The organism is Lederbergia panacisoli (genome assembly GCF_024626525.1).
In the GTDB taxonomy this organism is placed as follows: Bacteria; Bacillota; Bacilli; order Bacillales; family Bacillaceae_C; genus Lederbergia; species Lederbergia panacisoli.
In genome coordinates, this window is the sequence record NZ_JANJGU010000003.1 from 185104 (window position 1) to 203416 (window position 18313).

21 protein-coding genes are annotated in these 18313 nt (G+C 39.7%); 16 read left to right on the plus strand and 5 right to left on the minus strand.

Going from position 1 to position 18313, the window contains the following annotated elements; genetic code table 11:
• The first annotated feature begins 1 nt into the window (after position 1).
• Positions 2–1018: a ThiF family adenylyltransferase gene (locus NQ185_RS06555; RefSeq protein WP_257580798.1), complete on the plus strand. Its 1017-nt coding sequence runs from the start codon at positions 2–4 to the stop codon at positions 1016–1018.
• 14 nt (positions 1019–1032) lie between these two features.
• Positions 1033–1830 carry a YhfC family intramembrane metalloprotease gene (locus tag NQ185_RS06560; RefSeq protein ID WP_257580800.1) on the plus strand — a complete coding sequence of 266 codons (798 nt, stop codon included), beginning with the start codon at positions 1033–1035 and terminating at the stop codon, positions 1828–1830.
• A 26-nt stretch (positions 1831–1856) separates the two neighbouring features.
• On the opposite strand, the gene NQ185_RS06565 is transcribed toward NQ185_RS06560, so the two are convergent.
• The gene (locus NQ185_RS06565) at positions 1857–2183 is read right to left on the minus strand and encodes a YflT domain-containing protein (RefSeq protein WP_257580801.1); all 327 of its coding nucleotides are present in this window, start codon (positions 2181–2183) and stop codon (positions 1857–1859) included.
• 176 nt (positions 2184–2359) lie between these two features.
• On the opposite strand from NQ185_RS06565, the gene NQ185_RS06570 reads away from it, so the two are divergent.
• The 6 genes from NQ185_RS06570 (at position 2360) to NQ185_RS06595 (ending at position 6916) form a co-directional block, all read left to right on the plus strand.
• On the plus strand, positions 2360–3436 hold the full coding sequence (locus NQ185_RS06570; protein WP_257580802.1) for a Gfo/Idh/MocA family protein: 1077 nt from the start codon (positions 2360–2362) through the stop codon (positions 3434–3436).
• Between the two features lie 142 nt (positions 3437–3578).
• On the plus strand, positions 3579–4256 hold the full coding sequence (locus NQ185_RS06575; RefSeq protein ID WP_257580803.1) for a uracil-DNA glycosylase: 678 nt from the start codon (positions 3579–3581) through the stop codon (positions 4254–4256).
• Between the two features lie 191 nt (positions 4257–4447).
• Entirely contained in the window at positions 4448–4723 is a 276-nt protein-coding gene (locus NQ185_RS06580) for a YwdI family protein (protein ID WP_257580804.1), read from the plus strand.
• A 330-nt stretch (positions 4724–5053) separates the two neighbouring features.
• On the plus strand, positions 5054–5425 hold the full coding sequence (locus NQ185_RS06585; RefSeq protein WP_257580805.1) for a DUF423 domain-containing protein: 372 nt from the start codon (positions 5054–5056) through the stop codon (positions 5423–5425).
• Positions 5426–5447: 22 nt separating this feature from the next.
• Positions 5448–5975: an isochorismatase family protein gene (locus tag NQ185_RS06590; RefSeq protein WP_257580806.1), complete on the plus strand. Its 528-nt coding sequence runs from the start codon at positions 5448–5450 to the stop codon at positions 5973–5975.
• Positions 5976–6049: 74 nt separating this feature from the next.
• Positions 6050–6916 (plus strand): sugar phosphate isomerase/epimerase family protein, encoded by an 867-nt coding sequence (locus NQ185_RS06595; RefSeq protein ID WP_257580808.1) that lies wholly within the window; start codon positions 6050–6052, stop codon positions 6914–6916.
• A gap of 303 nt (positions 6917–7219) precedes the next feature.
• On the opposite strand, the gene gerQ is transcribed toward NQ185_RS06595, so the two are convergent.
• On the minus strand, positions 7220–7672 hold the full coding sequence (gene gerQ, locus NQ185_RS06600) for a spore coat protein GerQ (RefSeq protein WP_257580809.1): 453 nt from the start codon (positions 7670–7672) through the stop codon (positions 7220–7222).
• 223 nt (positions 7673–7895) lie between these two features.
• Positions 7896–8648: a hydrogen peroxide-dependent heme synthase gene (gene hemQ / locus NQ185_RS06605; RefSeq protein ID WP_257580810.1), complete on the minus strand. Its 753-nt coding sequence runs from the start codon at positions 8646–8648 to the stop codon at positions 7896–7898.
• Positions 8649–8877: 229 nt separating this feature from the next.
• Between hemQ and pta the strand changes: the two genes are divergently transcribed.
• Both pta and lipL read left to right on the plus strand, forming a co-directional pair.
• Entirely contained in the window at positions 8878–9873 is a 996-nt protein-coding gene (pta, locus tag NQ185_RS06610) for a phosphate acetyltransferase (RefSeq protein WP_257580811.1), read from the plus strand.
• A gap of 27 nt (positions 9874–9900) precedes the next feature.
• On the plus strand, positions 9901–10737 hold the full coding sequence (lipL, locus tag NQ185_RS06615) for an octanoyl-[GcvH]:protein N-octanoyltransferase (RefSeq protein ID WP_257580812.1): 837 nt from the start codon (positions 9901–9903) through the stop codon (positions 10735–10737).
• 373 nt (positions 10738–11110) lie between these two features.
• On the opposite strand, the gene NQ185_RS06620 is transcribed toward lipL, so the two are convergent.
• Positions 11111–11854 (minus strand): RsfA family transcriptional regulator, encoded by a 744-nt coding sequence (locus NQ185_RS06620; protein WP_257580813.1) that lies wholly within the window; start codon positions 11852–11854, stop codon positions 11111–11113.
• A 168-nt stretch (positions 11855–12022) separates the two neighbouring features.
• Between NQ185_RS06620 and NQ185_RS06625 the strand changes: the two genes are divergently transcribed.
• Positions 12023–13327, plus strand: a complete 1305-nt coding sequence (locus NQ185_RS06625; protein ID WP_257580814.1) for an HD domain-containing protein — start codon at positions 12023–12025, stop codon at positions 13325–13327.
• 41 nt (positions 13328–13368) lie between these two features.
• Entirely contained in the window at positions 13369–13863 is a 495-nt protein-coding gene (locus NQ185_RS06630; RefSeq protein ID WP_257580972.1) for a YwgA family protein, read from the plus strand.
• A 218-nt stretch (positions 13864–14081) separates the two neighbouring features.
• Here the strand turns inward: NQ185_RS06630 and thmT are convergent, their stop codons facing one another.
• Positions 14082–14333 carry a 2-hydroxymuconate tautomerase gene (thmT, locus tag NQ185_RS06635; RefSeq protein WP_307000323.1) on the minus strand — a complete coding sequence of 84 codons (252 nt, stop codon included), beginning with the start codon at positions 14331–14333 and terminating at the stop codon, positions 14082–14084.
• Between the two features lie 64 nt (positions 14334–14397).
• Between thmT and NQ185_RS06640 the strand changes: the two genes are divergently transcribed.
• The 4 genes from NQ185_RS06640 (at position 14398) to NQ185_RS06655 (ending at position 18115) form a co-directional block, all read left to right on the plus strand.
• Positions 14398–15051 carry a site-2 protease family protein gene (locus tag NQ185_RS06640; RefSeq protein ID WP_257580815.1) on the plus strand — a complete coding sequence of 218 codons (654 nt, stop codon included), beginning with the start codon at positions 14398–14400 and terminating at the stop codon, positions 15049–15051.
• A gap of 29 nt (positions 15052–15080) precedes the next feature.
• A complete protein-coding gene (locus tag NQ185_RS06645; protein ID WP_257580816.1) occupies positions 15081–15605 on the plus strand; it encodes a YwhD family protein in 525 nt (174 codons plus the stop codon).
• A gap of 733 nt (positions 15606–16338) precedes the next feature.
• Positions 16339–17025: a response regulator transcription factor gene (locus NQ185_RS06650; protein WP_257580817.1), complete on the plus strand. Its 687-nt coding sequence runs from the start codon at positions 16339–16341 to the stop codon at positions 17023–17025.
• Positions 17018–18115 (plus strand): HAMP domain-containing sensor histidine kinase, encoded by a 1098-nt coding sequence (locus tag NQ185_RS06655; protein ID WP_257580818.1) that lies wholly within the window; start codon positions 17018–17020, stop codon positions 18113–18115. Before NQ185_RS06650 ends, NQ185_RS06655 begins: the two co-directional genes overlap by 8 nt.
• Positions 18116–18313 lie beyond the last annotated feature (198 nt).

Here is an 18313-nt window from a genome sequence, read left to right on the forward strand (position 1 = left end):
TATGGAACGCTACTCACGGCAAATTTTATTTAAAAAAATTGGTGAAGCAGGGCAAAAGGAAATCTCAAAAAAGCATGCACTTATTCTTGGAATCGGTGCTTTAGGTACGCATACTTCCGAGACACTCGCTCGCGCTGGCGTCAAAAAACTAACAATTATTGACAGAGATTATGTTGAAATGAGCAATCTTCAAAGACAGCATTTATTTACAGAAGAAGATGCAGTCAAAAAGTGGCCGAAAGCGGAAGCCGCAAAAAAAAGATTACAGCAAATTAATAGTGAAGTCGAAATTGAAGCAATCGTCGCCCAAGCGGATGGAGCGCTGTTGGAAGGCATCATAGAAGACGTTGATTTACTCATTGATGGAACCGATAATTTTGAAACACGCTTTTTACTGAATGATCTTGCCCATAAGTATCATATCCCTTATATTTTTGGCTCATGTGTCGGGAGTTTCGGGATGGCGTTTACGATTATCCCTGGGGAGACTCCTTGTTTGCAATGTTTACTAAAAAAATTGCCTTTACAAGGCCAGACATGTGATACAGTGGGAATTATCGCTCCGACGGTTCAAATGGTTACTGCCCATCAAAGTGTGGAAGCTTTAAAAGTTTTATCTGGAAATAGTGAAGCGGTCCGAAAGACCTTTGTTTCATTTGATCTTTGGGAAAATGAATATGTATCTTTAAAAGCTGGTGCCTTAAAAGATAAAGCTTGTCTTTCTTGTGGAGAAGAACGTACATATCCTTTTTTACAAGCGGAATCTAACACAAAGGTGGCTGTTTTATGTGGCAGGGATACAGTGCAAATTCGACCTGCTGAAGGGGAGCCGCTTTTATTGGAACAGCTTGCGGATAGGTGGCGTTCAGCTGGATACGAAGTCGGAGGGAACGCTTTCTTACTTTCAATCGTAAAAGAAGGAACACGGATTGTTTTTTTTAAAGACGGCCGCGCTCTCGTTCATGGGACGAAAAATCCGGATGAAGCTAGGAAAATCTATCACTCTTTAATCGGATAAGAAAGGAGTAGGGTATGGTAAGTTCAACAACGATTGTTTCAATGGTTATTTCTTTTATCATTGCTGTAGGCACACCGATATTTTTGCTCATTTTTTTCAAGAAAAGATACAAGATTTCGCTGATTGTATTGCTAGTCGGAATGGTGACGTTTTTTCTATTTGCCAATGTTTTGGAAGGGCTATTACACAGCTATGTCCTCGTCTGGAATAAATCTACAAAACAGTTTTTCGAAAATCCGTGGCTTTTCATGTTGTACGGAGGTTTGATGGCGGGAATTTTTGAGGAGACTGGTAGATTTATAATGATGAAATTTGCTTTGAAAAAGTACCGGGAATGGAAGGACGGACTCTCCTTTGGGCTTGGTCATGGTGGGATGGAAGCCATCTTACTCGTCGGTGTTAACAGCATTATGATGATTGTTTTTGCTTTTATGATTAATAATGGGACGTTTGAATCGCTATTGATAAACGAACAAACGAAAGAAGCATTAAGCCCCATCAAGGAACAATTGACGAGTGGCTCGTCATTCATTATTTTGTTAGGTGGAATTGAACGATTAAGTGCACTATCCATTCATTTAGGACTTTCCATACTTGTAATGTACGGAATCCGAAAACGAAAAATAATTTTTCTTTTTCTAGCGATCCTCATTCACGCTGTCTTTGATTTCCCTGCGGCACTTTACCAAGCAGGTGTCATTACAAACATTTATGTAGTCGAACTATTAATTGCCATCATTGCTATTGGTTCAATATATTGGGTTGTAAAATCAAAAATATTATTTGAAGATGATAAAAGGGCTGCCGGTTAAATATATGGCAGCCCTTTATATCAATCTTAATGTTCGGTTGTTGCAACAATGACTACTTGCCCTTGATCTAATACCTTTTCATATTGCTCCGCTTCCGCTTCTGTCAGACCGACCGCTTCGAACTTAGCGCGAAGCTCATCGCCTCTTTTTCTGAAAACATTGCTGACCGAATCGAGAACTCCAAGCTCTCCCACTCCTACTACACCGGTATCTGTAACGTCCGTCAAATCCTTTGAACGTTCTTCATCATGGGCAAACAAATAAATGTGATCATAATCAAATCCCTGGGTAGTTAACTCATTTATAATGTTTTTTGCCTCTAGACCATTTTCGCAAACTCTGACGGTATTCATATATTACATCCTCCCTTTCTAGTAAATGAATGGACATTACTTATATAACCGGTTCGGTTTTAGATGAAACATTTTAAGAGACGTAATAATCATTTAAAAGAAATAGGATACGCTGATTGGTTTTGATATAATAGATTTGTCAGAAAATAAATTACATTGTGAGAGTGATTTAAACGATGAGTAATGGAGATGGAATGAATTACGCACCAAAAGGAAAACCAAATCCAGTTGTAAAAGAAGGGGAATTTATTTTTGCAGCAATTGCTTTAGATCACGGACATATTTATGGTCAATGCAATGGATTGATTGAAGCTGGTGCAACGTTGAAATGGGTGTATGATCCTGATCAAGCTAAGGTAGACCAATTCTTAAACACGTATCCACAAGCTAAACAGGCGAGCACGATTGATGAAATTTTAGAAGATAAGGAAGTAAAGCTTGTGGCAGCTGCTGCTGTACCATCAGAGCGAAGTGCTTTAGGCAATCTTGTCATGCGAGCGGGGAAAGACTATTTTACAGACAAGACCCCATTCACAACATTGGCACAGCTGGAGGAAACAAAGAAGGTCGTTGAAGAAACAGGGCAAAAATATATGGTCTATTACAGTGAGCGACTTCATGTAGAAAGTGCCATATTTGCTGGCCAACTGATTGAAGAAGGAGCTATAGGCAGAGTCATCCAAGTGACTGGCTTCGGCCCGCATCGATTAAATGCGCCGAGCCGCCCAGATTGGTTCTTTAAGAAAGAAAAATATGGCGGTATTTTGTGTGATATAGGGAGTCACCAAATCGAGCAATTTCTGTTCTATTCGGGCGCTAAAGATGCGAAGGTGCTACATAGTAAAATTGCAAACTATGATAATCCGGAATATCCAGAACTCGAAGATTACGGGGACGCCACATTAGTAGGGGACAACGGGGTAACACAATATTTCCGTGTCGATTGGTTTACACCTGACGGGTTGAGCACATGGGGAGATGGTCGTACATTTATTGTGGGCACAAAAGGAACTATTGAAATGAGAAAATATGTTGATTTGACCCATAATAATGGTGGCGATCACCTTTATCTCGTCAATCAGGAGGGTGAAAAATACTTTGATCTAAAAGGCAAAGTAGGATATCCGTTCTTCGGGGAGTTAATTAAGGATTGCATCGATCGTACAGAAAATGCGATGACACAAGCACATGCATTTAAAGCAGCAGAATTGTGTTTGCTGGCACAGGAAAAAGCGATTAATGTGACGGAGTAAAAATCTGAATTTCCGCTAGATAGGGCTATTCAAGCAGACGGTTTTCAATAACTGTTTTTTTGAATAGCTCTTTTTGTTATGAACAATTATTTTAAATGCAACATTTCGTGGGTATATAATTAAATGAAAGGGGAGATGTGCATTGGAGAATACTTTAAAAAATGACTGGGGTTCAATACTGGAATCAGAGTTGTATAAACCATATTATAAAAAGCTTCAAGCCTTTTTAATTGAAGAGTATGCAAGGAATATTGTATACCCAGCTCATAACGATATATTTAACGCACTACAATATACACCATATCAACATGTGAAAGCTGTTATTCTTGGTCAAGATCCATATCATGGTCCCGGCCAGGCGCACGGGCTCAGTTTTTCCGTAAAACCGGACGTTCGCATTCCTCCGTCTTTGAGGAACATCTTTAAAGAGTTAAAAAATGATATAGGATGCGAGATTCCGAATAACGGATATTTAGTAAAGTGGGCCGAACAAGGTGTCCTTATGCTTAACACCATTTTGACCGTCAGAGCGGGCCAAGCCTTCTCGCATCGCGGGAAAGGGTGGGAGATATTTACAGATAAAGTGATTTCGTTGCTCAATGAAAGAGAAAAACCCGTTGTTTTTATTCTTTGGGGGCGCCCGGCACAAGAGAAAATCGCCCTTATCAATACAACTAAACATAAAATAATCCAATCCCCGCATCCAAGTCCATTTGCGGCAAGGAAGGGCTTTTTTGACAGCCATCCTTTTTCAAAAACGAACGAGTTTTTGCAGGATTTGGGTGAAACGCCTATCGATTGGCAAATTCCTCATATATAACTTTGGGAGCAAGGAATATCCGCAGTTGAAAATAGCTTTTCAACAATTCCATTTTGAATCCATTCCTAGCCAATCCTACTCATTTTATTTTTGATTTTTTCTGTAATAATGCCTATGCTGTAATTGTAGCAAATGAAAAAAGCTTATGTGAGGAAACTAAGGCTGTAAATGGAATGACTGGAGTTGTTGGGATGAATATTTCTTATAAAACACTACTTGAGAAGTTAGAGATTGAGATAAGGAAAGCAAAAGTGGCAAATGGTGAACAGGAAATTAAAGGACATTTATATGCTGTAAAAGCACTTGCTGAATTAGCGTTAGAAGGAGAACAAAAACAAAAAGAAGTTTCAGTGCTTTCAATGCCGGAAAATGTGCTACCCGAAAGACCCCAAACTATTCCCGTAACTAACCAAGAGCGGATCAAAATGGCCGACGGAGCAAATGGAGATTCATTATTTGATTTTTAATAGAAAAGCGCAAGTGCCTGTTCATCGACGTACGAACTTCGGGTCCTTCGACAGAGATAAAGGAAACACGATGAGCCTGCAAGGCGAATCGATGTTGACTTATCGTAGGAAGAAGGCCAAGAAGTACGCTAGTCGATAGGCGCTGAAGCTAGACAAAGAAAAGCGCAAGCGCCTGTTCATCGACGTACGAACTTCGGGTCCTTCGACAGAGATAAAGGAAACACGATGAGCCTGCAAGGCGAATCGATGTTGACTTATCGTAGGAAGAAGACCAAGAAGTACGCTAGTCGATAGGAGCTGTAGCTAGACAAAGAAAGGTGACTTTACTATATGAAAATTTTTATCATTATTGGTGCAATCAATGCATTTTTAGCAGTTGCTTTGGGAGCTTTTGGTGCTCACGGATTGGAAGGTAAGCTAGAACCAAAATATTTAGAAGTGTGGAAAACAGGAGTTACGTATCAAATGTTCCATGCACTGGGTCTGATCGCGATTGGAATAATCGGTAGAAATATCCCGGTTTCTTCACTTTTATCTTGGTCAGGCTGGACGATGCTGATTGGGATTGTTTTATTTTCAGGAAGTTTATACATATTGAGTACATCTGGAATCAAAATTTTAGGAGCAATAACCCCGTTAGGCGGTGTGGCTTTTCTTGTATCATGGGTCCTTCTCATTATTTTTGCAGTGAAGCATCTATAAGCTAAACAAAGAAGGTGAAAAAGTGAAGGCACTTTTAGTAATTGATGTACAAAATGGAATTGTTAATTTTGGGGATTTTAAAAAGGAACTTTCCTTGATGGAAAAGGTTATTCAGGATTTTAAAAACAATGATAACCCTGTCATATTTATGCGGCATGTTGACGATGTCGAAGAGAGTCCATTGTACAGAGGTTCAGAAGGATCAGAACTACATCCTTCATTGAAACAATACGCGGATTATGTATTCGAAAAACAAACACCAAGTTCATTTTTTAAAACGGAACTGGCTAATACTGTAGAAAGATTAGGTATAGATCATCTATTTATTACAGGTTTCAACACGGAATTTTGCTGTATGTTTACGGCTATTTCAGCTTATGACAGGGGATACAAAGTAACTTTTATTGAGGATGCCACCGGAACCGTAAATACTGATGAAACTTATGAAATGCCGGGCTTGGATATAAAAGATTTTGTTGGCACTGTCCTTCATTGGTCTGAAGTAATCGAGGTTTTAGATTATGAGGAATATGTTGAAGAATATAAATGACATAAAAGTTTGTTAAGTATAAATCTAGTATTATTTCATTCTCTTATCATAATTAGAAAGGAAGGTGTTTCGTTATGAAATTAGGCATGTACACAATTGAAATGAAGCGGCCCACAACTGGGGAGCTATTTGCAGCAATTAAAAACGCAGGATTTTCTGAGGTTCAATTCGACTTTTCTTCGGTTTGTGATGAACAATTGCCATTTAGTTTCGCACCAGGACTATTAGAGGAGATTCAAAGACAAGCTGTGCAAAACAAAATAGAGATTGTGGCAGTAAATGGAACTTTCAACATGATACATCCATCTAAAACGGTAAGAGAAGATGGCTATAAACGGTTTGCTTCTATAGCAGAAGCTAGCCGAGAGCTAAATTGTAATTTTATTACTTTATGTACTGGAAGCCGAAATACAAAAAGTATGTGGGTGTGGCATGAGGACAACCAAGAACCTGAGGCTTGGGAAGATCTACTAGTATCGACGGATAAGGTGTTGGAGCAAGCGGAACGGTATGACTTGATTTTAGGTATCGAATGTGAGCCGAATAACTGTATAAATACTCCCGATCTGGCTCGAAAGCTATTAGATACCTTCAAGTCACCGCGCCTAAAAATAATTATGGATATCGCAAACCTTTTTCAAAAAGGGCAAGCTCGAAAAGAAAACGTGAGACCGATCATGGATCACGCTTTCGAACTGATAGGGCAAGATATTTATCTTGCTCACGGCAAAGATATAAAAGATGGTGACGATTTGAATCCCACATACGCTGGGAACGGGATTGTGGACTTCGAATATTTTTTAGAAAAGCTGGATCAGGTAGGTTATACAGGTGGGATGCTGTTACATGGAATTCATGACGAACGCTATTTCGCAGATAGTGTAGCATATATTAATGATGTGATTTCAAAACATAAAACAAAAATAAAAAAAGCGCCTTGATTAATTGCCAAGGCGCTTCCACTTTTCTTTGTCTAGCTCCAGCGCCTATCGACTAGCGAACTACATGACTTCTCCCTACGATAAGGAAGCCAGTCTCGTCTTGTCTAGCTGCAGTCGCCAGCCCCTCGAGGTCATAAACCAGCGGCAATAAAAGTCAAAAAACGGACTTTTTTTGCCTCAGAACATTTGCTTGTCGGGGCTGATCAGGCGACTTTCGCTTTTCCAACCTCGTCTTGTTTCCTTTATCTCAGTCGAAGTCACTGTAGTTTGTACGTCGATGAGCAGGCGTTTCCGCTTTTCTAATCACCTCGGTGGTGCTGATGCCAGGGGTCCTGCCCCAAATGGATATTCGTAGTCGATTGGTTCATCAAACGTGACATAGTCAACGTAAACCATTGGAATTAAATATCTTTTTCCAGTCTGAGGATCACTTAAAATGAGGTGATCCCTACCTGCAGCTTCGATAATTCCATTGAAAATTTTTGCATTCCATTCACGGTTATGTTCAAAAGTACTATGGACATGGACAAGCTTTCCTTTATTAAGCCTGAGAATATTTTCGATATAAGATTCTTCTATAGGCAGCATGCCCGGCACATTAACTCCGCCTTTTGTTCCGGCTACACCAGTTGGAACTTGCATCGGTTGCTGAAAAAATCCCGCTGGAATTTGGCCTTGCGGCGGAAATGGCATCTGTTGCCTTTGGGTCTGTGGATAATAACCGGCCATGTTTTGATATGGATTTTGGTTTGACAAATTACTCCCTCCTTATAGATACGGGTGCCTTTTCCTTATGGCAGCCTCGATGCAGAAATGAATGTTTGGTAAGAAAAATGATAAAAGCACCAAAATTAATTTACTCTTTCATATCTATGCAAATAAGAGGGCTGGTATGCAGTACAAACTTTTCTAAAGTTTAGAGAAACAACAAATGAAAAAAACCTTTTCCCCGTTCAAGGAAAAAGGCTTAGTTTCATGCTTACTTTATATATAAAAATCTCTCTACATCATAGTCTTCAAGTATGTTTCCGACGAAGAATGAACCGAATTCCCCATAGCGCGCGCTCACTTCATCAAATCTCATTTCATATACGATTTTTTTGAATTGCAAAACGTCATCGGAAAATAATGTGACGCCCCATTCATAATCATCAAATCCGACAGATCCGCAAATTAACTGCTTAATAATTCCGGCATACTTACGACCGATCATACCGTGGCTATACATGAGTTCTTTTCTTTCTTCCATCGAAAGCATGTACCAATTGTCATTTCCTTGACGGCGCTTATCCATTGGGTAAAAACAAACATGCTTTGTCTTTGGTAAAATTGGATATAAACGTCCACGCACATATGGATTTTGATATGGATCCTCGTTAGATTCTTTTGCCATATAATTACTTAATTCCACAACGGACACATAGGAATAGGCGGGAATGGTGTATTCAGCTATCGTTAATTTATTGAATTCATTTTCAAGATCATTTAATTCTTCCATCGTAGGTCGTAAAATCATCAGCATAAAATCCGCTTTTTGACCAACAATGGAATAGAGAGCATGACTGCCTTCTTTTTGATCTTGTACAATATTTAGCTTATCTAGATATTGGGAAAATTCATGGATAGCCGCTTGTCGCTCGTCACTTGATAGTTGTTTCCAAGAAGACCAATCCATCGTTCTAAAATCATGCAGTGTATACCAACCATCCAGTGTTTGTGCTGGTTCACTCATTTGGATCAACTCCTAATCTTCAGCATTTGTAATTCATTCTAGCCTTTTAGCTACTAGAATAAACTATATCATAATTTGACCACAGCAAGCCTTATTACGCATCTATGTAAAAATTTTGTCAAGAATACACCATATCATTATCAATCTAATGAAAATGGGTATATGCTTAAGAGGAGGATTATGAAGTAAACCACCTACGTTTTATTACTAAAGCAGGAGGAAGATTGCCATGGTTGACTTGAATAATGACTTATTCGACATTTTAAAAGAAAAAGCACGTGGATGGGACAGGAAAATTGTTTTTCCTGAAGCGTTGGATCCGAGAGTTCTAGCTGCCGCGGGTAGACTAGCAGCAGATGAAGTGTTAATTCCGGTATTGATTGGCAGTATGGAAAGTATCCAGGAAAAAGCGGATGAAATGAATATTTCACTAGATCGCATGGAAATATATGATCCAGCAAAATATGTTGCCATCGATGAAATGGTAGCGGCCTTCGTGGAAAGACGAAAAGGCAAGGTAACTGAATCGGAGGCACAAAACTTATTATTAAATGAAAATTACTTTGGAACAATGCTTGTATACATGAAAAAAGCGCATGGATTAGTAAGTGGGGCAATCCATTCAACTGCAGATACGGTCCGACCAGCATTGCAAATTATTAAAATGAAGCCAGGCCTAAGTAAAACATCAGGTGTTTTCATTATGGTAAGAGGGGAAGAGCAGTACGTATTTGCGGATTGCGCCATCAATATTGCGCCGGACAGTCAAGACTTAGCTGAAATAGCAGTTGAAAGTGCCAAAACGGCAGCAATGTTTGATATAGATCCTCGTGTGGCCATGCTTAGTTTTTCAACAAAGGGCTCTGCAGTATCTGATGAAACAAAAAGGGTGGAAACAGCACTTCAATTGGCAAGGGTAATGGATCCTGAATTGATCATTGATGGCGAATTCCAGTTTGATGCGGCAATTGTACCATCCGTTGCCCAGAAAAAAGCACCGGATTCTCCACTTCAAGGGGATGCGAATGTTTTCATTTTCCCAAGTCTCGAAGCCGGGAACATTGGCTATAAAATTGCTCAGCGACTTGGTGGGTTTGAGGCAATTGGTCCCATTTTACAAGGCTTAAATTCGCCAGTAAATGATCTTTCACGCGGATGCAGCGAAGAAGATGTGTATAATCTAGCACTCGTTACAGCGGTTCAATCGTTGGGGAAAAGTTCTTAAGGTGCAGGTTGAAGGAGTTTAACATACATGTTGGAAAGTACTCTACTTTTACAGCAAAAAAAATGGCGAATCATTGATCATTCAAGTGTGAATCCCCATTTTCATGCGATGCAATCTTTTGCTATTGATGATACTCTTTGTATGTCAGTTGGGAGCGGTTATTCGCCCCCAACTGCAAGAGCGTGGGTTCACGCTAATACTCTAGTATTAGGGATACAAGATACAAAGCTTGCGGCTTTACAAGATGGCCTCGATTTTCTAGCCAGTCAAAACTATGAAGGGATTGTGCGTAATTCAGGAGGACTTGCCGTCGTCCTTGATGAAGGGGTCCTTAACTTAACACTCATTTTCCCAGATACTGAAAAGGGCATCGATATTAATCGGGGCTATGATTCTATGTATGATCTCATTCGTCTTATGTTCCAAGACTTTCCGCAAACGATTGAAGCTTACGAGATCGTTGGGTCATATTGTCCGGGGAGCTATGATTTAAGCATAGATGGAAAAAAGTTCGCAGGTATTTCACAGCGGCGAATTCGAAAAGGAGTTGCCGTACAAATCTATCTTTGTGTAACAGGAAGCGGGCGCAAACGGGCAGAACTCGTTCGTGATTTTTATACATACGCCAAATTTATGGAACCGTCCAAATATCACTTTCCAGATGTACGCCCAGAAGTCATGGCGTCGTTGTCGGAATTACTGAAGACAGATATATCGATTCAGGATGTGATGCTGCGGTTTCTGCAGACGCTGAAAGGCTTGGCTGAAGAGATTTATTCTAATGGATTGCAAGGGAATGAACTCGAGTGGTTTCAATTATATTATGAACGAATGAATGAGCGAAATAATAAAATAAAGCCGTGAGTGTGCTTCGTACACATTCACGGCTTTTTTTCTTGTGTCTAGTTCCAGCGCCTATCGACTAGCAAACTTCTTGCCCTCTTCCCTACGATAAGGAAGCCAGGCTCGTCTTGTCTAGCTGCAGTCGCCAGCCCCTCGAGGTCATAAACCAGCGGCAATAAAAGTCAAAAAACGGACTTTTTTTGCCTCAGAACATTTGCTTGTCGGGGCTGATCAGGCGACTTCCGCTTTTCCAACCTCGCCGTGTTTCCTTTATCGCAAGTCTTAGGCCGAAAAAGGAACGTCGACTAAAAACGCCACGTCCTTATGTCTTCGTCGACGGACCCACATCCTGTGGGCCTGTACGACGATGTGCAAGGCGCTTCCACTTTTCTTGTTACTCAGCCAACTTCTCTAAGTTCCCATTTCTATCCATCTTAAATGTATTTGCAGGACGCTCATCTTCGTCAAATAATACGAGTTTTCGAGCGCGGTTTAAAATTTTCATTAGTGTCTCATAATCTTCTTGCATTGTTTCTGAGTTATCTTCAAGCTTGGAGACTTGTTTTGTCAATACTTCATTTTCTTTACGCAGATCGGAGATTTCCCTTTTTAATCTCTGATTCTCACTTCTTAGTACATCTAAATGAAACTCGGAACTTTGAATCGTCTGTAGATATGAAATTACTTTTTCTATATTCATTTCTCCAGTTTGCATTGTGGCAGGTGCTGGTAATAAGTTTCCTGTAAATGGAGCAAGTTCAGTAAGAGTATGTTCTTCTCCCATTTCCTCCGTAAACATTTCATACGAATTTGCCGGCTCCAACGTGGATTCTATTGACGCCTCATTTAAAATTGAGATAGGTGGCTGATAAAGTAGTTTCTTTTTGCCGCCTTGTTCTTTTCCAAGCATTCTTTGACGTTGCTTTCGTTGTTTTTTAGCTAAATCTAGTGCTTTTTCATACTGATGGCGAACAACTGCGTTCCACCTAAAACCACATGCAGCTGACGTTCGATTCAGTTTATCACCGACTTCTTCAAACGCGTTTAACTGTGTACTTCCCTCGCGAACATGTCTAAGCACGGTTTCAGCCAACAGCAAATCATTTTCTTCCGTCCAAGCATCTTGACGTGTTTTCATTCATTTCAACTCCCATTAATAATCTTTTAATTCCGGTAATTATAGGATGGACAACAAAGCCAATTTATATACCAATATGGCAATAAATTAATAGAAACTTGATGAGCTTTATAAAAAAATCCAAAACCGATATAATGTAAACATGATAGATAGGAAGAGGGTTTGTAGATGAATCATTCCAATATAAAATTAAGCGAGGAAAAAGTTTTCAAAGACCCTGTTCATCGTTATGCACATGTGCGAGATAAAATCATTTGGGAATTAATTGGTACGAAGGAATTCCAGCGACTTCGAAGAATTAAACAGCTTGGAACTACATATTTAACGTTTCACGGTGCCGAGCATAGCCGTTTTAATCATTCACTCGGTGTGTACGAAATCGTGAGGCGGATAGTAGATGACGTTTTTAAAGGGAGACCTGAATGGAATGAAGATGAAAGACTTCTATCCCTATGTGCTGCTCTTTTACACGATTTAGGACATGGTCCATTTTCACATTCATTTGAAAATGTGTATCACACAGACCACGAATTTTTCACAAGACAAATTATCCTTGGGGAGACTGAAGTGAATGCTGTTTTACGGCGCGTCAGTCAGGATTTTCCTCAAAAAGTGGCAGATGTCGTAGGAAAGACGTATGAAGACAAACTTGTTGTCAGTTTAATTTCCAGTCAAATCGATGCGGATCGAATGGATTACTTGCAGCGTGATGCGTATTTTACGGGGGTTAGCTACGGTCATTTTGATATGGAGCGGATCATGCGGGTGATGAGGCCGCTTGAAGATCAAGTTGTTTTTAAATCGACGGGGATGCATGCTGTTGAGGATTATATTATGAGCCGCTATCAAATGTATTGGCAAGTGTACTTTCATCCAGTGACGAGAAGTGCAGAAGTCATCCTTACAAAGATTCTGCAGCGCGCCAAAGCGTTATATGAAAAGGCATATGCATTTAAGTATGAACCAACTCACTTTATTTCTCTTTTTGAGGAAAAAGTAACATTAGAAGATTATTTAAAATTAGATGAAACGGTTATTTTATACTACTTTCAAATGTGGGAAGACGAAGAGGATGTCATTCTCCGAGATTTATGCAATCGGTTTATGAATCGCAATCTATTGAAATATGTAGAATTTGATCCTGCACGAGAATATAAATTATTGGGGCATCTTGATGAGCTTTTCCGTGAAGCGGAAATTGATCCTGATTATTATTTAGCCGTTGATTCATCTTCGGATCTACCTTATGATTTTTACCGGCCTGGAGAAGAAGAGGAGCGCCTCCCAATTCATTTACTAATGCCAAACGGTGAATTACGTGAATTATCAAGGGAATCGACGATCGTACAAGCTATTTCCGGAAAAAGACGAACAGACCATAAATTGTATTACCCGGAAGATTTTCTTCTAGATCAATCGAAACATGGAAACATCAAACAGCAAATATTATCCATTCTAAAGAAACATGGATGAACCACCCTTGAAAAAATTGAGCAGGAGTTGAAATGTTTGTTATGCTGAATGACCATCTACGATTAATGAATATATTTGCTGTAGCAGGAGAAATAGTCGGTCGTAAGAAGCTGCAAAAGATGGTTTATATTGCAAAGAAATTAAATTTCCCTTTTCAGGAAAAGTTTGAATTTCATTTTTACGGTCCATATTCAGAAGAGTTGACATTACGAGTTGAGGAATTATGTAATTTTGGCTTTATTGATGAAGTGAAGGAAGAAAAAAGCGGATATGTTCATTATAAATATAGGGTGACAGAGGCAGGACAGGAATTTTTAAATTCATATGAAATAAATCTGCCGAACTTGAAGGAATGCCTAGCAAAGATGAACGAAAAAAATGCTCGTTTTCTTGAGCTCGTTTCGACTGTTTTATACTTTGATTCATTACCAAAGCCCGAAGTGGAAGAAAAAATCCAAGTATTAAAAAGCGAGCAATTATATACAAAGGAAGAAATTGAAGAAGCGTATGCATATATTGAAGATTTGAGGAAATGACGGTAGCGGATTAAGGTTTTTAAATGGGGCATCGGCAAGTGTACCGATGCCCTTATGTTTGAGTTAGTGTCTAGCTACAGCACCTATCGACTAGTGGATTTCTACTTCCCTTCCTACGATAAGGAAGCCAGACTCGTCCTACCGGACTCATCGTGTTTCCTTTATCTCGTTAGGGAATACGAAATCGATACGTCGATGGAACAGGCGCTTCCGCTTTTCTATTCGTCACTTAATCTCTTTCCGCCAACCGCATAATGGTTTTTGCTCATTTCCTCTATGAAAACAACAACTTTGTCTTCCGAGGCTCCAGTTGTTTCAACAACGGCGGCTGTTACTTTTTCTACCAAGGCTTTTTTCTGTTCTTCATTTCGGCCTTCTAGCATTTTTACAGTTACGTAAGGCATGTATAAATTCCTCCTACAAAAATATGTACTCAAGGAAAGTGTATGCTTTTTTATAGGTTGAATCAATAAGGATTTATCCTAATTTTTGCTATAATGTTTTGGAAGAGTTAATTATGAAGGGGTTGGATATGTGGAACGTTTTCTTAGATTCCCTCTTGAAGAAATTCCGTTAATTGCAGCGATATTGCTCATCGCTTTTACTGTGCATGAATTTGCACATGCTTATACAGCCTATAAATTTGGAGATACGACTGCCAAAGATCAGGGAAGATTGACATTGAATCCAATCCACCATTTGGATCCGATTGGGACATTGCTCATTTTTATCGCAGGCTTTGGTTGGGCAAGACCTGTCCCGGTTAATAGATATCATTTTAAAAATCCTCGTCTCGGTGGTATAGTGGTGTCCTTGATGGGGCCGGTAAGTAATTTCTTACTTGCTTTTATTGGGATGGGTGTTTTATATATACTTATTATAACGGGGGTTGCTGCATCATTACCGCCTTTGGTTATGAAGTTCTTTGATTTATTTGTATATTTTAATGTTTTATTATTTGTTTTTAATTTACTGCCGCTCCCGCCTTTGGATGGATATAGGATTTTAGAAGATCTTCTACCGCCTTCAGTAAGGGCAAAAATGACGCAGTATGAGCAATTTGGTTCATTACTATTTATCGTTCTAGTTATAACTCCGCTTGGGCAGTATACGATTTACCCAGTTATCTACACAGCAGTTCCTTTTTTTATTGAAAGTATTCAAAATGTGTTTGCATTGTTTATATAAGGTAAAAATGAAAAGTGTGAGGAGGTTTTTTGGTGGAACAAGGGAAGAAGAAACTAGAATTCAATATTATTAAAAATGACCCTACAGACGGGCATAAAGGATTCGGAATTGGCTCTCTTAGTTTGGAAAATATAACTCCTATAATGGTAGATGTAGAATCCGGAGAAGTGTGGATTGAACTTCAAGCCATGCATGCCAGGAGCAAGACGGAGCGTGGGGTTAGATACGTAAAAAGTCTTGAGGAGCTTTTAACGGATTATCCGAATGAAGATACAAAGAAATACTGGATCATATGGGTAGCGGTCGATCGAAAGCCAGAGGGACCATATTATGCAGGGGTCACTGCTTGCGAATTATATATTAATCGCCCTGCACGTAGAGGCTACAAATCGATGCCAGAACATGTGAACCATATGGATAGGGCAATGAAAGGGCAGGTCATTGTTCATAATATGGAAGAAGAATCGAGAAAAAACCTGGCAGCATTTTTAAAACAGCACGATGAAGGAATATGGGATCGCTCAAGTGAAGAACTGAAAGAAGAATTTAATTAAGCAGTAGAAAGATTTGTACAATCTATGACATTTTGCAAATATAGTAGTGCGTACTTGCCGATTGAGCAGAAAAAAAGTAAACTTACATATAGTTTGCACATTAAATGCGAACTAGGACACGAAAAGCGGAAGCGCCTGTTCATCGACGTACAAACTACAGTGACTTCGACTGAGATAAAGGAAACACGGTGAGCCTGCAAGGCGAATCGATGTAGACTTATCGTAGGGAAAAGTCATGTAGTTCGCTAGTCGCTAGGCGCTGCAGCTGGACAACGAAAAGCGGAAGCGCCTGTTCATCGACGTACGAACTACAGTGACTTCGACTGAGATAAAGGAAACACGGTGAGCCTGCAAGGCGAATCGATGTAGACTTATCGTAGGGAGAAGTCATGTAGTTCGCTAGTCGCTAGGCGCTGCAGCTGGACACACGAAAAGCGGAAGGCGCCTGATTAGCCCCGACAAGCAAATGTTCTGAGGCAAAAAAGTCTGCACTTTGACTTTTATTGCCTCAGGTTATTTGACCTCGAGGGGCTGGCGCTGCAGCTGGACACACGAAAAGCGGAAGGCGCCTGATTAGCCCCGACAAGCAAATGTTCTGAGGCAAAAAAGTCTGCACTTTGACTTTTATTGCCTCAGGTTATTTGACCTCGAGGGGCTGGCGCCTGCAGCTGGACACTGAAACCTGAGGCCGCACACCTCAGGTTTTTTTATCGATTATTTAGGTGGTGAAATTATGGTAACAGTATTGATAGCGGATGATGAAAAAGAGATTGCTGATTTAGTAGGATTTCATTTAGAGAAGGAAGGCTATCAAATCATCAAAGTTCACGACGGAATGGAAGCGCTTCAGGCGATACAAACACGAAATATCGATTTAGCTGTTTTAGATATTATGATGCCGAAAATGGATGGTTATGAAGTGATTCGCGAAATTCGCGAGGAATATGCATTGCCTGTTATTTTTTTAAGTGCTAAACAATCTGATTTAGATAAAATTACAGGACTTGTGATGGGCGCAGACGATTATATGTCTAAACCGTTCAACCCAATGGAATTGGTGGCAAGGGTCAACGCCCAGCTTCGCCGCTCCAAGCTTTTGAGTCAAACTAATGGAAAAAGCCATGAAATAGAAGTGGGCGGATTGAATATAAATTTGGACGAACGGACAGTAACATTATACGGTGAGATAATTGAATTAACCCCAAAAGAGTTTGATATTTTATACTTATTAGCTAGTTACCCAAAGAAGGTTTATAGTGTAGAAAACATCTTCCAGCACGTGTGGGGGGAAGAGTATTATGAAGGCAGTAATACCGTAATGGTACATATTCGAGGTTTACGAAAAAAGTTAAAAGAAGACCAGCAAAAAAATAAATTCATTAAAACCGTTTGGGGAGTTGGGTATACATTCAATGGCTAAAATAATGCGCAGCTTTCGAACTCAAATGATCATTCGTCTATGCGTCAGCATGCTCATGGCAGGCACGATTACGTTCGGTCTCTATAAAATACTCCAGCATTATTATCAAACATCTCAAGTGCAAATGGGAGAACCGTTGGCAAATATTCGAAGAACAATTGCGAGTATAGGGGATATTAATGTCTTCCTCATTATTTTTATTCCGCTTGCGATTCTGTTTTTTTTCTTACTTACAAAGTCTTACGGAACGTATTTTAAAAAAATTTCAACTGGCATTCATCAGATTGCAAATGGTGATTTTAATAGCCGGGTACATATTTCTACGAATGATGAGTTCAGAGTGATCGCTGAGGATATTAATAAAGCTGCACAGGAATTGAAAGAATCTTTGCAAAGAGAAAATCTTGCCATCAGCAGTAAAGAGCAACTTATCGTCAACTTAGCCCATGATTTACGTACACCACTCACTTCTGTTTTAGGATATTTAGAATTGCTTATGAAGGATCAACAAATTTCCGAAGATCAAATGAAGCATTTTTTGTCGATTGCCCATACAAAATCATTACGCTTGGAGAAATTGATAGATGAACTTTTTGAAATCTCCCGCTTAAATTACGGTATGCTAAAAATGGAAAAGGACCCAATCAATATTGGAGAACTGATCCTACAATTAAAAGAGGAATTTTATCCGAGTTTAGAAAAAAACCATTTAATTGCTAGGATAGATATGGTTCCGAACCTGCAAATTCTAGGTGACGGGGAAATGCTGGCGCGAGTATTTGAGAATTTACTAACGAATGCCATCCGCTACGGTTCAGAAGGAAAATATATTGATATAAAAGGGTATGCAGATGGAAATATGATAGTTATAGACGTCATGAACTACGGAAGTTATATTCCAGAAGATGACCTAACCCATATTTTTGATGTGTTTTATACAGGCGACCGCTCTCGCTCGTTGGAGCATAATAGTACAGGACTAGGGCTTTTCATAGCTAAAAATATTATCGAACAGCATAACGGAACGATTACAGCTTATAGCGATCCCATTCATACTAAGTTTGAAGTTCGTCTGCCTCGACAAGTATAGAAAATTGAAGTCTTTTAAGGTCTATATTTTAGAACTATGGCTAACGCTGTCCACCTCCAGCGCCTATCGACTAGCAAACTTCTTGTCCTTCTCCCTACGATAAGTCAACATCGACTCGTCCCTCGTCGTGTTTCCTTTATCTCAGTCGAAGGCCCTGAAGTTTGTACGTCGATGAACAGGCGCTTCCGCTTTTCTTAC

What these genes read in the sequence shown, in the direction of transcription:
- NQ185_RS06555 (WP_257580798.1), top strand. Translation starts at nt 2, where the DNA reads ATGGAACGCTACTCACGGCAAATTTTATTTAAAAAAATTGGTGAAGCA.
- NQ185_RS06560 (WP_257580800.1), top strand. Translation starts at nt 1,033, where the DNA reads ATGGTAAGTTCAACAACGATTGTTTCAATGGTTATTTCTTTTATCATT.
- NQ185_RS06565 (WP_257580801.1), bottom strand. Translation starts at nt 2,183, where the DNA reads ATGAATACCGTCAGAGTTTGCGAAAATGGTCTAGAGGCAAAAAACATT.
- NQ185_RS06570 (WP_257580802.1), top strand. Translation starts at nt 2,360, where the DNA reads ATGAGTAATGGAGATGGAATGAATTACGCACCAAAAGGAAAACCAAAT.
- NQ185_RS06580 (WP_257580804.1), top strand. Translation starts at nt 4,448, where the DNA reads ATGAATATTTCTTATAAAACACTACTTGAGAAGTTAGAGATTGAGATA.
- NQ185_RS06585 (WP_257580805.1), top strand. Translation starts at nt 5,054, where the DNA reads ATGAAAATTTTTATCATTATTGGTGCAATCAATGCATTTTTAGCAGTT.
- NQ185_RS06595 (WP_257580808.1), top strand. Translation starts at nt 6,050, where the DNA reads ATGAAATTAGGCATGTACACAATTGAAATGAAGCGGCCCACAACTGGG.
- hemQ (WP_257580810.1), bottom strand. Translation starts at nt 8,648, where the DNA reads ATGAGTGAACCAGCACAAACACTGGATGGTTGGTATACACTGCATGAT.
- pta (WP_257580811.1), top strand. Translation starts at nt 8,878, where the DNA reads ATGGTTGACTTGAATAATGACTTATTCGACATTTTAAAAGAAAAAGCA.
- lipL (WP_257580812.1), top strand. Translation starts at nt 9,901, where the DNA reads ATGTTGGAAAGTACTCTACTTTTACAGCAAAAAAAATGGCGAATCATT.
- NQ185_RS06620 (WP_257580813.1), bottom strand. Translation starts at nt 11,854, where the DNA reads ATGAAAACACGTCAAGATGCTTGGACGGAAGAAAATGATTTGCTGTTG.
- NQ185_RS06625 (WP_257580814.1), top strand. Translation starts at nt 12,023, where the DNA reads ATGAATCATTCCAATATAAAATTAAGCGAGGAAAAAGTTTTCAAAGAC.
- NQ185_RS06630 (WP_257580972.1), top strand. Translation starts at nt 13,369, where the DNA reads ATGCTGAATGACCATCTACGATTAATGAATATATTTGCTGTAGCAGGA.
- NQ185_RS06650 (WP_257580817.1), top strand. Translation starts at nt 16,339, where the DNA reads ATGGTAACAGTATTGATAGCGGATGATGAAAAAGAGATTGCTGATTTA.
- NQ185_RS06655 (WP_257580818.1), top strand. Translation starts at nt 17,018, where the DNA reads ATGGCTAAAATAATGCGCAGCTTTCGAACTCAAATGATCATTCGTCTA.